A 12709-nucleotide genomic window follows, 5' to 3' on the forward strand; every position below is an offset into this window, starting at 1 on the left:
CGACCCCTCGCCCCCCGAGGCGCCTCCCTTTCTGTTGAGGATTGAACCGGCAGGCAGCTACGGGTTGCTCGTTTCCCGCGACCTCGAACGACAAGCGGCGCGCCGGGATCCGCAAACGGCCCTACTACCAGCCGGTAACTCATTCCGGTGCTGATACGCCGTTCAGCGCTCGGCTGTAACGAGTCGATCATCGATGCGGACGGCGAGCAGCGCGACATCGTCGCGGAGGCGGTGCGGACTGCAGGCCGCCAGCACCTGTTCGACGACGGCTTCCGGTTCCGATCGGGGCTCCATCGCGGCGAGGGTGCGCTCCAGCAGCTCCGTGCGCTCGTCGGCGTCCTCCCCCGCGATGTCGGTGAGCCCGTCGGTGTAGAGCAGCAGGATCGAGCCGGGCGAACAGCGCAGCACGGCCTCCGTGCGCCCCGGGTCGGCCGCCCGGCCGAAACTCCGTACGGCCCCGATCATCGGGGAGGTGTGCTCGTCGAGCCGCCGGAGCGTGCCGTCCGGACCGAGCAACAACGGCGCGGGGTGCCCGGCGTTGGCGTAGCGCAGGAGCCGATCGTCGCTGCCCTCGATCGGTTCGATCCGCGCGTACACCGCCGTTGCCATGGCCGCCATCTCCAGGCCCTGCACCAACTGGTCGCAGCGGTCCAGCACCGACCCGGGAAGGCCCCCGTCCCAGGCGTAGGACCGGACGACGCCGCGCAGCTGCCCCATCGCCGCCGCGGCTCGCAGGTCGTGCCCCACCACGTCACCGACCGCCAGCCCGACGGATCCGTCGGGGAGCTTGAGCACGTCATACCAGTCCCCGCCCACCTGGTTGCCGTCGACGCCCACCAGGTAGCGCGCCGCCACCTGCAGGCCCTCGACCTCCAGCACGGCAGGCAGCAGGCTGCGTTGCAGGGTGACCGCCGCCGCGTGCTCCACCTCGTACAGGCGGGCGTTGTCGACGGTGAGGCCGGCGCGGCCGGCGATGTCGGTGGCCAGATGCAGATCCCGCGAGCCGTACCGGCGTCCATAGGGGTGCTGTGTGACGAGGGTGAGCGCCCCGAGCACCCGGCCACGCGCCCGTACCGGCACGACCATGACCGACCGCATCCTCAGCGTGTCGTACACGGCGGCGGCAGCAGGGTCCTCGGGGTAGCGGTCGTCGCCGTGCTCGGGCAGCTCCGGCACGAGGACGGGACGGTCCCCCACGAGCACGCTCCCGGTGTCGCTGCCGCTGCTCGGCCGGTTGCTGCGCAGCCTGCCCAGCTCCTGCATGCGCGCCTCGTCGGCGAGCTCCCTGGCCGCCACGGCGATACGCAGCGGCACGCCCGTGCCCGGCCGATCCAGCAGGTCGACGGCACACACGTCGGCGAGCTCCGGCACGAGGCTGCGCGCAAGCCGCTCGCACGCGTCGGTGACGCCGAGGGCACCGGTCATCTGCGTGGTCGCCTCGGCGAGCAGCCGCAGTTGGCTGCGGGCCTCCTCGGCCTCGGCGAGCGCGGACCTGCGCTCCTGCTCGACGATCACCCGCTCGGTGACGTCGGTCTGCACGCCCACGAAGTTGATCAGATCGCCCTGGCCGTCGTACACAGGGGAGATCGAGACCTGGTTCCAGAACGCCGTGCGGTCGCGTCGGTAGTTGAGCAGCAACTCGGTGATCGGCTTGCGGCGCTGGAGCGCCTCGTGAATGCGCTGCACTGCCGCCCGATCGGTGTTGGGTCCCTGCAGGAACCGGCAGTCCCGCCCGACGATCTCGTCGTAGGAGTAACCGGTGAGCTTGCAGAACGAGGGGTTGACCCAGATCAGCGGGTTCTCGCCGTCCCGCGCGACGGTGATGGTGAATGACATGTCCGTGGCGATGACGGCTCGATCGCGCAGCATCTCGAGCCGCCGCCGGTCGCCGTGCTCGGTGTCGGAGAGCTGGAGGAACACCACCAGCGCGCGGGCGTCAGTGCCGTCGCCGAAGCCGGAGGGCACCATCCCGGCGGGCGCGTGGGAGAGGCTGAAGCCGGTGACCCAGAGCAGCCTGCCCTCGCTGGCGTCGCGCTGGGCGGTGGTGACGCGCCCGCCCCGTCGCGCCGCGTCGCTCACCGCCACCGGTTCCCCCGCCACCGGCACGCCGCTCGCCACGAGCGACAGCGGTGAGCGGGTCTCGCTCATCCGCCTGCCCCCGAGGTCGGTGAGCCCCGCCGCGTCGCTCCAATCGTCGATGTCGACGGGCAGCTGCACGCGGTGACCCGTGAGCTCGATGGCAGCCTCGTTCGCGTAGACGACCTGCTGTCGTTCGAGGTCGATCACCAGGACTGCGGCGGGAGCGCCGTTCAGCACCTGCGGAAGGTCTGCAACGGGGTGCGCCGTGCGGGCACCGAGGTCTCTGCCGTCCTCCACCCGCCCCAGGGTAGGGCGGCACGCCGTTTGCCGCGGCCCGATGTCCGGAGCGACTAGCCGATCCCGAGGCCGAACACCTCGAGCAGTGTGTAGAGGCCGAGCAGCCCGATGGCGACGCTGCTGACGACGAGCAGGGTGTTGAACGCCGAGCCGCCACGCAGCCGCGGATCGAGCTCGGTGCTGCGGAGGTACCAGACCGCCACCACCGTGGCCACGAGGAAGATGCCCGTCATCACGCCGCCGATCTGCACCATCACCACCGGCGACTGGATGGTGAGGTAGGTCACTGCCCACAGCAGCGGCAAGGCGACGGTGAAGATGCGGATCCAGCGCAGCCGCGCAACGGGGTCCTGCCAGTCGAGCACGCCCATCGTCGCGAGCAGGTTGACATACATCCGCGACCAGCTGGGCACGGCCGCCCACATCGTCGAACCCAGCACGGCGATGGCACCGATCAGGAAGGCGATGCTCGCCCACTCGCCGAGCACGTCGGTGTAGATGCGCGAGAGCGTGGTGATCATCCCGTTGCCCTCGGGCACGAGGCCCTGAGGGTTCAGCACCGCAGCGCCCATGAGATAGAAGGCGAGCGTGCCGAAGGTGTAGACGAGCCACGAGACGAACGCGTCCTTGTACATCACGCGGATCCACCCGTTGGCCCGGCGCACCCATGCCTCGCTGCCGTCGTTCGGGCCCGTCCACCGGGCGTAGCCCTTCTCGATGCACCAGTACGTGTAGAACGTGATCTCGTCCGCCCCGACGCCGGTGATGCCGAACATCGCGATCGCGGCGCCGATCGCGCCCGCGGGAATGAGGAACGTCAGCCCGCTCGCCACGTCACCGGCGCCGTAGGCGAACGGCGTGAAAGGCAGGCCGATGGCGATGCCGACCGTGACGAACGTGAAGATCACCACGAGGAGCACCGCTCCCCGCTCGATGAGCCGGTACGAGTTCGTCCAGAGCAGCGCGATGCTGCCCAGGGCGAGCATCGACGTCCAGATCACGAGCGACTGGAAGGCGAGAGGGTCGGGCCCGAACGGCAGCAGGATGCTGAACGCCACGGCCGTGCCGCCGATGATGCCGCCGAGCTGCAGCAGCTTGGTGAGGGCCAGCACCATCCACAGGACGTTGACCCAGCCCATCCGGCCGATCCTGGGCGGCACCCTGTTGTAGCCGGTGAGCGCGGGCTGCCCGGTCGCGATGGTCCAGCGCGCCAGCTCGACCTGGACGGCGACCTTCACGAACGTGCTGAAGATGACCAGCCAGAGCAGCGCGAAGCCGACCTCCGCGCCCAGAGTGGTGGTAGCGATGAGCTCGCCCGATCCCACGATCGACGCACTGAGGATCAGCCCTGGGCCGAGGTAGCGGAAGCTGGCCCTCCACCCGACCGGCGGATCCTTGATCCCCTCCGGGGTCAGGGTGTACGGGTCGGTGCTGGCGGTCTCGGGTGTTGCAGACATACGGCCCCCGTCGGCGTTGACAGCGAGTACTCGATGATGGACAGATACCCCCGATCGGGTCAATGCGACATATGCACCGCAGCGTCGCGAGGTCACACGAGCTCGGGTGGTGCCTCCGCCTCGGCGCCGATCACTCGTTGCATGAAGGCCACGTCGTGCCACCTGCCGTGCTTCCAGCCGATGCGGCGGAAGGTCCCGATCTCCTCGAACCCCATGGCGCGGTGCAGGCCGACACTCGCGTCGTTGGGCAGCGTCATGCCCGCCACGACGGTGCGGAACCCGCGCTCGGCCAGCCGGGCGAGCAGCGCCTCGTAGAGCACGCGCCCGCCGCCGGTGCGCTGCCTGCCATGCCCGAGATAGACGCTGACCTCGCACGACCAGTCGTACGCCCGCCGCGCACGGAACGGGCCGCCGTACGCGTAGCCGATCACCCGGCCCTGGTCCTCCAGCACGAGCCAGGCGTGCGTGCGCAGGGCGTCGGCGATGCGCCGGGCCATGACTCCGGGCTGGGGCGGCTCGCTCTCGAACGAGATCGCCGTGTCGGTGACGTAGGGGGCGTAGATCTCCGCGCAAGCCCCGGCGTCGGCGTCGCAGGCGTCCCGGATCCGGGCGGACACAGCAGTCATGGCAACGATAGTAAGCAAATCGGATCCTATAGTGGCAGCTATGTCCGACCCGCTCTCCGCTTCGCTCGCCGCGACGCTCTCCGCCGCCCGTCGGTCCCGTGCCCTGTCGGCCAGCGCTCTCGCGGAGCGCTCCGGTGTCTCGCGAGCGATGATCGGCAAGATCGAACGCGGCGAGGCGCAGCCCACCGCGGTCCTCCTCGGCCGTCTGTCGGCCGCGCTGGGTATGACGCTGTCCGAACTGGTGGCCCGCGCCGAGGGCGGAGACCGGCGCCTCGCGCGGGCCGCGGACCAGCCGACATGGACCGATCCGGAGACCGGTTACCGGCGCCGTGCCGTGTCACCGATCAGCGGCGGGCCGCTGCAGCTCGTCGAGGTCGAGCTGCCGGCGGGCGCGGAGGTCTCCTACGCGGCCGACACCTACGCCTTCAGACACCAGCAGATCTGGATCCTGGAGGGCCGGCTGCTCTTCCGCGAGGGCGGCACCGACCACGAACTCGACGCCGGAGACTGCCTTCAGCTCGGCCCACCGGCCCCGTGCACGTACGCGAACACGACCCGCGAGCCGGTCCGCTACCTGGTGGCGCTGACGAAACGCGCCACCTGACCCGACGACCGGGACCCCGCCGCGGCGGACGTCCCGGTCGTCGGTGGCGCGTCAGTGGTTGTCGCGGGGTATGCCCATCGTCTGGGCCACACGCTGGTAGGCCACCGCGGGCTTGAGGACCATGCCGTCGCTGAGCTGGTCGACCATCGAGCGCTGGATCTCCTGCCACGGCGTCTGCGACGGGGGCATCGGATAACCGCCCGCCTCCTCCAGCTGCCGCCGGCGCTGCGCGAGCTCCCCGGGATCGACGAGGACGTCGGCGGCGCCCGTGTTCAGGTCGATGCGCACCGTGTCGCCGGTGCGCAGCAGTGCCAGCCCGCCACCGGCCGCAGCCTCCGGGGAGGCGTTGAGGATCGACGGCGAGCCGGACGTGCCGGACTGGCGGCCGTCACCGATGCACGGCAGTGAGTGCACCCCGCGCTTGATCATCGCGGCCGGTGGCTGCATGTTGACCACCTCGGCCGAGCCCGGATGACCCAACGGGCCGCCACCGCGGATGACCAGCACGGAGTCCTCGTCGACAGCGAGCTCGGGGTCGTCGATCCGGGCGTGGTAGTCCTCCGAGCCGTCGAAGACGACGGCCCGGCCCTGCAGGACGTTCGGATGGTCCGGGTCGCTCAGGTACCGCTCGCGGAACTCCGGGGAGATCACGCTCGTCTTCATGATCGCGCAGTCGAAGAGGTTGCCGCGCAGCACGAGGAACCCCGCGTCGCCGACCAGCGCGTCGTCGAAGGTGCTGATCACGTCGCGGTCAGTGGCCACCGTGGCGCGGCAGTTCTCCCCGATCGACGCCCCGTTCACCGTGCGGGCGTCCTCGTGGATGAGACCGTGCGCCATCAGCTCGTTGATCACCGCGGGCACGCCGCCTGCGCGGTGGAACTCCTCGCCGAGGTACTTGCCTGCCGGCTGCATGTTGACGATCAGCGGAACGGTGAGCCCGAGGCGCTGCCACTCGTCCATCTCCAGCGGCACGCCGATGTGCCGCGCGATCGCGGTGATGTGGATCGGCGCGTTCGTCGACCCGCCGATGGCGGAGTTCACGACAATCGCGTTCTCGAACGCCTCGCGGGTGAGGATGTCGGAGGGCTTGAGGTCCTCGTGCACCATCTCCACGATCCGCCTGCCCGTCGCGTGGGCGATGCGTGCGCGGTCGCGGTGCGGAGCCGGGATCGCCGCGCAGCCGGGAAGGCTCATCCCGAGCGACTCGGCGAGGGCGTTCATCGTGGACGCGGTGCCCATCGTGTTGCAGTGCCCCGGCGACGGCGCCGACGACGCCACCAGCTCCACGAACTCGGCCTCGTCGATCTCACCGGCGGCCAGCATCTCCCTGGCCTTCCACACGATGGTGCCCGAGCCGGTGCGCTCGCCGTTGTACCAGCCGTTGAGCATCGGGCCACCGGACAGCACGATCGCCGGGATGTTCACCGTGGCCGCCGCCATCAGGCAGGCGGGCGTGGTCTTGTCACACCCGGTGGTGAGCACGACCCCGTCGAGCGGGTAGCCGTAGAGCACCTCGACCAGGCCGAGGTAGGCCAGGTTGCGGTCCAGCGCCGCGGTGGGGCGCTTGCCGGTCTCCTGGATGGGGTGCACCGGGAACTCGAACGCGATGCCCCCCATCTCCCTGATGCCCTCGCGCACACGGTCGGCGAGCTGCAGGTGGTGGCGGTTGCACGGCGAGAGGTCCGATCCGGTCTGCGCGATACCGATGATCGGCCTGCCCGACTGCAGCTCCTCCCGGGTGAGGCCCCAGTTCATGTACCGCTCGATGTAGAGCGCCGTCATCCCGGGGTTGTCCGGGTTGTCGAACCACGCCTGGCTGCGTAGGCGTCGCTGCCCGTCGGCGTTCATCCGTGCTCCGATCTCGGTCAGGGGGTGAGCTGGCCGCCGTTGATCTCGATCACCTGTCCGGTGATGTAGCCGCTCATCGCCGGCGATGCGAGGAACAGCACAGCGCCGGCACACTCGTCGGGCCGCCCGGCACGGCCCATCGGGATACCGCCGAGCATCGTCTTCATCTGTGCGTCGGCCGTGTGGCGCTCGTGGAACGGGGTGGTGATGACTCCCGGCGCGATCGCGTTGACCCGGATCCCCTCGGGCGCGAGCTCCTTGGCCAGCCCGCGGGTGAAGGTGCTGACCGCGGCCTTCGCCGTGGCGTACACGACCGAGCCCCCGGCACCGCCGGTGCGGGCGGCCACCGAGGTGACGTTGACGATCGATCCCGATCCCTGCCGGCGCATCACCGGAACGGCCTGCCGGCTCGCGGCGAAGACCGACGTCATGTTGACGTCCATCACGCGCGCGTAGTCGACGTCGGACGTCTCCGCCACCGGGCCGCGGCGCAGGAGGTCACCGGCGTTGTTCACGAGAACGTCCAGCCGCCCGAGCCGGGCGACGACGTCGTCGACGACCGCGGCGGCCCCGTCGGGTGGGGCGAGGTCGCCCGAGACCTCCACGGCCGTCCCCCCGGCCGCCTGGATCGCGGCGACGACCTTCTCGGCCCCCTCGCGGTTGCGGTGGTAGTGCACCGCAACGCGAGCACCGTGGCGGGCGAAGCCTTCGGCGACAGCCGCGCCGATCCCGCTGCTCGCGCCCGTGACGAGCACGACCTGGTCACTGAAATCGAGCATCCTGTCCGTCCCTCATCACATGACTGCCCCGAGTTGCCAGGGCACGAACTCCTCTTGACCGAAGCCCAGCTCCTCGCTCAAGGTCCGGCGGCCGGACGCCGTCTCGAGGATCAGCTCGAAGAGCTCCCGGCCGACGTCCTGCACCGATGCGGCACCGTCGGCGATGACCCCGCAGTTGAGGTCCATGTCCTCGGTCATCCGCGTGTACATCTCGGTGTTGGTGGCGAGCTTCAGGCTGGGGGTGGGCTTGCAGCCCAGCACCGAGCCGCGCCCGGTGGTGAAGCACATGACCGTGGCTCCGCCCGCCACGATGCCGGTGACCGAGACCGGGTCGTAGCCCGGCGTGTCCATGAACGTGAATCCCTTGTCGGTGACCTTCTCGGCGTAGCGGTAGACCGCCGTCAGGTTCGTCGTGCCGCCCTTCGCGACGGCGCCGAGCGACTTCTCCAGGATCGTCGTCAGGCCGCCGGCCTTGTTGCCCGGCGACGGGTTGTTGTCCATCGACCCGTGGTTGTCGGCGGTGTAGCGCTCCCACCAGCGGATCCGCTCGACGAGCCGGTCGGCCACCTCGCGGCTCACCGCCCGGCGCGTCAGCAGGTGCTCGGCGCCGTAGATCTCCGGGGTCTCGCCGAGCACCGCGGTGCCCCCGTGGCGCACGAGCAGGTCGACGGCGGCGCCCAGCGCAGGGTTCGCCGTGATGCCGGAGTAGGCGTCCGAACCGCCGCAGTTGAGCCCGAGCACGAGCTCACTCGCGGGCACCGTCGTGCGGCTCACGTCGTTCGCCGCCGGGAGCATCGCCTGCAGCGCCGCGACGCCCGCCCGCATCGTGGCGGCCGTACCGCCCTGTTCCTGGATCGTCATCGTCCGCACGGGCGTGCTGGGGTCGATGTTCCACTCGTCGGAGACGCCGGAGATCTGGTTGACCTCGCAGCCGAGCCCGAGCAGCAGGAAACCTGCGAAGTTCGGGTGCTCGGCGTAGCCGGTGAGCGTGCGCTGGAGGACGGCGAGGCCCTCGCCGTCGGCGGCCATCCCGCACCCCGTGCCGTGGGTCAGGGCCACCACGCCGTCGACGTTCGGGAAGGCGTCGAGCAGGCCGGGGCGGCGGAACTGGTCGGCGATCAGCTTGGCCGTGGTGGCCGAGCAGTTCACCGACGTGAGGATGCCGAGGTAGTTGCGGGTGGCCACGCGACCGTCGGCACGGACGATGCCCTGGAAGGTGGCGCGCTCGGCCTCGGGCACCATCTCGGTGGCCGTGACATCGGAGCCGGGGGCGTAGTCACGCTCGAACGCCTTGAACTCGACGTTGTGCGTGTGCACGTGGTCGCCGGGCTCGATGGCCGCCGTGGCGAAGCCGATGATCTGGTTGTACTTGCGCACGGGCTCGCCCACCGCGATGGCTGCCGTGGCGACCTTGTGCCCCCGCGGCACGGCCCGGCTCAGCGTGAGCCCGCCCTCGGTGGTGCCCTCGTCCAGATCGCGGAAGGCGACCACGACGTTGTCGGCCTCGTGCAGCCGCACACCGATCTCGTCGACATCCACCGACGATGCCCTGCTCATCAGCCCTCCAGCTGCCCTTCGTCGTCGAAGACCATCGGAACGGCCTCACCCGTGACCTCCAGGCCCGGGTGGGCCAGCACCTGTTCGCGCAGCGACTCCGACACCCACAGGTGCTCCAGGTCGAGGGTGTTGCGCATGCGGACGAGCGTGACCCCTTCGAGATCCGGCCGTCCGCAGGTGAGGATCGCGGCGGCGATCGCGCTCCGGTCGGTGGCCATCGCCATCGGTATCTGCGCGCGCTGCGGGCCGCCGAGACCGGAGGTCATCGCGTTGATGTAGACGGCCTCCAGATCGATCCGCTCCAGCAGCCGGAACGGCACGAAGTCGGCGAGGCCGAGGCCCACCGCGTTGCCGTGGGAGGCGTCGCTGACGTCCAGCACCGCGATGTTGGTGATGCGCGGGCGCTCGAACTCCGCGCTGCCGCGGATCATCATCCGGCCGATCACGTTGGTGTCCATGCCCGCGCCGGAGTAGTTCTTGCCGAGGAGATCGATCACGGCCACGTCGATGTCGTCGAAGGGCAGGGTGGCCATCCTGCGCTTGGCGTCCAGGAGCAACTCCGCCTCGACGGGGCCACCGATGTCCTGGGCCGCGACCAGCTCGATCCGGGCCGCCCGGTCGCCCGCGTTCTCGATGATCGCGAGGCCGCCGAGCACCTTGCCCGTCTCGACGATCCGGCGGGCCACCTGCGGGATCCACACGCCGAGGTTCGCGGGCCCGTACCGGTGGATGCCCTCGGCGCCGCGCCGCTTCCCCAGCCCGATGGCGACGATCTTGGCGAGCCCGCTCTCCACCTCGTCCGAGAAGTCGGTGTGGGCCTTGATGCGGTTGACCGCGAGGATGGCGTCGGCCTTGGCCGCGTTGGCGTCGAGGTGCACCGCCGGGCCGCCTGGCACCCGTTCCAGCTCGACCGTCTCCATCGTGGCGTGGATCGGCATGCCGAGCGACTCCTCGGTCATCCCGAGCTCGGCGAGCAGCTGCACCTGCCCCTCGGCGGTGGCGCCGCCGTGCGAGCCCATCGCCGGCACGACGAACGGCTCGGCGCCGAGCGATCGCAGCCACTCCCCTGCCGCGCGCACCACCGCGCACTTGTCGTGGATGCCGCGGCTGCCGGCCGTGATCGCCACGGTCATTCCGGGGGTGATCCGGGAGCGCAGCGGCTCCATGGCCGCCGCCGTGGCCGCCGCGACGTCCTGGATGCGCGTGTCGTCGAGGAGCTGGCGGACGGGCAGCAGGTGTGGGAAGGGCGCGTCGAACTCCAGGCCGCGAACGGCCTCGAACGGGCCGAGGTGGTGGGTCACTGCTTTTCCCTCATGACGGCCTCTCCCCTCATGCGCGGGCGGCGGCGCGGGCCTGCGCCATCGCCGCCCCGACGGTGATGGCCTCGACGAGGCTGTCGGCGCCGGCCTTGCCGGTGCCCGCGATGTCGAAGGCCGTGCCGTGGTCGACGCTCGTGCGCACGATCGGCAGCCCGATCGTCGCGTTGACCCCGGTCTCGAAGCCGAGCACCTTCACCGCGATGTGGCCCTGGTCGTGGTACATCGCGATGGCCACGTCGAAGTCACCCGCGACGGCCCGCCCGAACAGCGTGTCGGCGGGCCACGGTCCGCTCGCCGCGATCCCCTCGGCCTTGGCCTGCTCGATCGCGGGCGTGATGACCTGCGCCTCCTCGTCGCCGAAGAGGCCGCCCTCGCCGGCGTGCGGGTTGAGCCCGGCGACACCGACGGTCGGCTTGTCGATGCCCATGTCGCGCAGCGCGGCGTGGGCGAGCCGGATCGTGGTCAGGACGCGCTCGGTGGTGACGCGCTCCAGCATCGTGCGGATCCCGACGTGGGTGGTGACGTGCACGACGCGGAGCTTCAGCGCGGTGAGCATCATCGCGAAGTCGGTGGTGCCGGTGAGATCGGCCAGGATCTCGGTGTGGCCGGGGTAGGGGTGGCCGGCGAGCGCGATGGCCTCCTTGTTGAGGGGCGCGGTGACGATGCCGTCGATCTCACCCGCGAGCGCGAGCGACACCGCGAGCTCCACACCCTCGAAGGCGATCTGCCCCGCCTCGGCGGAGAGCTGTCCGACGGGCACGGCGACGTCCGAGGGCACGGGGAGCACGTCGAGCGTGCCCGGCTCGAAACGCGCCTCGCCGGGAGAGGACACCGCACGCAGGGCAGGCGCGTCGGGCACCACCGCCGCGGCGGCGCGCAGGGCCTCGAGGCTGCCGATCGCGAGGAGCCGCGCTACCGCGACCCGCGGATCACCCGCCGCCTTCACTGTGACCTCCGGTCCGATGCCGGCAGGGTCACCGACGGTCAGCCCGAGCAACGGCGTCATGGGCGCACCTCCAAAGCCTCCGCGGCGCGGCACAGTGCGTCCTTCGCACCGAACCCGCCCGACTTGGTGACCACCGGGATAGAGCGGTCCCTCATCACCATCTCACCCCGTGGCAGGCCCGGCGTCACTTCCGAGAGCAGGCACACCTCGTGAGCTCCGAGGACGGTCGCCACCGCGAGGGCGGTGGCACCGCCGGTGAGAACGAGCCCGGCGGACGGCGCCGCGTCCAGCACGGTGGTCACGACCCGCGCGAGCTCCGCGGTCAGCGCCACCGCCTGCGGGCTGTCCGGTTCGACCTCGCCGGTGACCTCGCAGGTCAGCACGATCCGGCGGCCGGCACGCAGGGCAGCCGCCACGGTCTCGGCCGGGGACGTACCCCCGGGACGGATCACCACGAGCTCCGCCCCGCAGCCGATGGCGTGCTCCACCTGCGCCGTCGTGGCCGCATGCGCGGTGCCGACGACGAGCAGCACACCGGTCGCGGCCGCTCGGGTTCCGCCCCGGCGGGGCCGGGGTTCGCGCAGAGCGGCGAGAGCGCGGGAGAGCCCACCCGAGCCGACCGCGACGGACCCGTCCGCGACGATCTCGCGGGCGATCTGCGCCAGGTCGTCGTCGGTCTCGGCGTCGGCCACCCGCACACCGGGCGGGAAGTGGTCCGCCACCCGTTCCACGGTCGTCTCACCGTGGACGACGAGCGCGCCGTGCCGGACCGTGCGGCCCTGGCCGGGAAAGGCAGGTGTGGCGACGGCGTCACCGCCGCCCCAGGCGTCCAGCGCGACCGCGACGTCGGCGCGCACCCGCCCGCGCAGCGTCGAGTCGATCTTGACGAACAGCATCTCGGGACCCCAGTCCCGGATGCGGGAGACCGCGGCCCGCATCCGCCGCGCGGCTTCGGCTTCCAGCCGCCAGCGGTTGTCGGTGAGCAGGGCGAGCACCTCGGCGTCCGCGGGTAGCACCTCGGAGGAGGGCAGGACGACGGAGACATTCAGCCCGCGGGCGGCGAAAGGAGCTGCGGCGTCGGCGGCGCCCGTCAGGTCGTCGGCGACGATGGCAAGGTGACGGACGGTGCCGGGAGCCACTCGTGCGATGACCTCCGTCGGGAGGGAAACGGCCGCTTCCGAGGCTATGTGGATGCGC

The 12709-nt window shown here is 71.1% G+C and carries 10 protein-coding genes; 1 reads left to right on the plus strand and 9 read right to left on the minus strand.

Translation table 11 applies throughout. The features are described 5' to 3' along the window. Positions 1 to 162 precede the first annotated feature (162 nt). From MMF94_RS03440 to MMF94_RS03450, 3 genes are all read right to left on the minus strand, one after another. The gene (locus MMF94_RS03440) at positions 163 to 2376 is read right to left on the minus strand and encodes a SpoIIE family protein phosphatase (protein ID WP_241034756.1); all 2214 of its coding nucleotides are present in this window, start codon (positions 2374 to 2376) and stop codon (positions 163 to 165) included. A 53-nt stretch (positions 2377 to 2429) separates the two neighbouring features. Further along, on the minus strand, positions 2430 to 3833 hold the full coding sequence (locus tag MMF94_RS03445; protein WP_241034757.1) for an Nramp family divalent metal transporter: 1404 nt from the start codon (positions 3831 to 3833) through the stop codon (positions 2430 to 2432). A gap of 92 nt (positions 3834 to 3925) precedes the next feature. Then, positions 3926 to 4459, minus strand: coding sequence for a GNAT family N-acetyltransferase (locus MMF94_RS03450; RefSeq protein WP_241034758.1), 534 nt, complete (start codon positions 4457 to 4459; stop codon positions 3926 to 3928). A gap of 40 nt (positions 4460 to 4499) precedes the next feature. Between MMF94_RS03450 and MMF94_RS03455 the strand changes: the two genes are divergently transcribed. Beyond that, positions 4500 to 5063 carry a helix-turn-helix domain-containing protein gene (locus MMF94_RS03455; RefSeq protein WP_241034759.1) on the plus strand — a complete coding sequence of 188 codons (564 nt, stop codon included), beginning with the start codon at positions 4500 to 4502 and terminating at the stop codon, positions 5061 to 5063. 51 nt (positions 5064 to 5114) lie between these two features. On the opposite strand, the gene MMF94_RS03460 is transcribed toward MMF94_RS03455, so the two are convergent. From MMF94_RS03460 to MMF94_RS03485, 6 genes are read right to left on the minus strand one after another with little or no spacing between them, the layout of a single operon-like run. Then, positions 5115 to 6911 (minus strand): IlvD/Edd family dehydratase, encoded by a 1797-nt coding sequence (locus MMF94_RS03460; protein WP_241034760.1) that lies wholly within the window; start codon positions 6909 to 6911, stop codon positions 5115 to 5117. A gap of 17 nt (positions 6912 to 6928) precedes the next feature. Next, a complete protein-coding gene (locus MMF94_RS03465) occupies positions 6929 to 7690 on the minus strand; it encodes an SDR family NAD(P)-dependent oxidoreductase (RefSeq protein WP_241034761.1) in 762 nt (253 codons plus the stop codon). Between the two features lie 15 nt (positions 7691 to 7705). Next, positions 7706 to 9247 (minus strand): UxaA family hydrolase, encoded by a 1542-nt coding sequence (locus MMF94_RS03470; protein ID WP_241034762.1) that lies wholly within the window; start codon positions 9245 to 9247, stop codon positions 7706 to 7708. After that, positions 9247 to 10548 carry a nickel pincer cofactor-dependent isomerase, group 22 gene (locus tag MMF94_RS03475; protein ID WP_241034763.1) on the minus strand — a complete coding sequence of 434 codons (1302 nt, stop codon included), beginning with the start codon at positions 10546 to 10548 and terminating at the stop codon, positions 9247 to 9249. Before MMF94_RS03475 ends, MMF94_RS03470 begins: the two co-directional genes overlap by 1 nt. 28 nt (positions 10549 to 10576) lie before the next feature. Beyond that, a complete protein-coding gene (gene pdxA, locus MMF94_RS03480) occupies positions 10577 to 11572 on the minus strand; it encodes a 4-hydroxythreonine-4-phosphate dehydrogenase PdxA (RefSeq protein WP_241034764.1) in 996 nt (331 codons plus the stop codon). Next, a complete protein-coding gene (locus tag MMF94_RS03485) occupies positions 11569 to 12651 on the minus strand; it encodes a four-carbon acid sugar kinase family protein (protein ID WP_241034765.1) in 1083 nt (360 codons plus the stop codon). The genes pdxA and MMF94_RS03485 overlap by 4 nt, the downstream gene beginning before the upstream one ends. Positions 12652 to 12709: the final 58 nt, after the last annotated feature.

This window comes from Pseudonocardia alaniniphila, assembly GCF_022524485.1.
GTDB lineage: Bacteria > Actinomycetota > Actinomycetes > Mycobacteriales > Pseudonocardiaceae > Pseudonocardia > Pseudonocardia alaniniphila.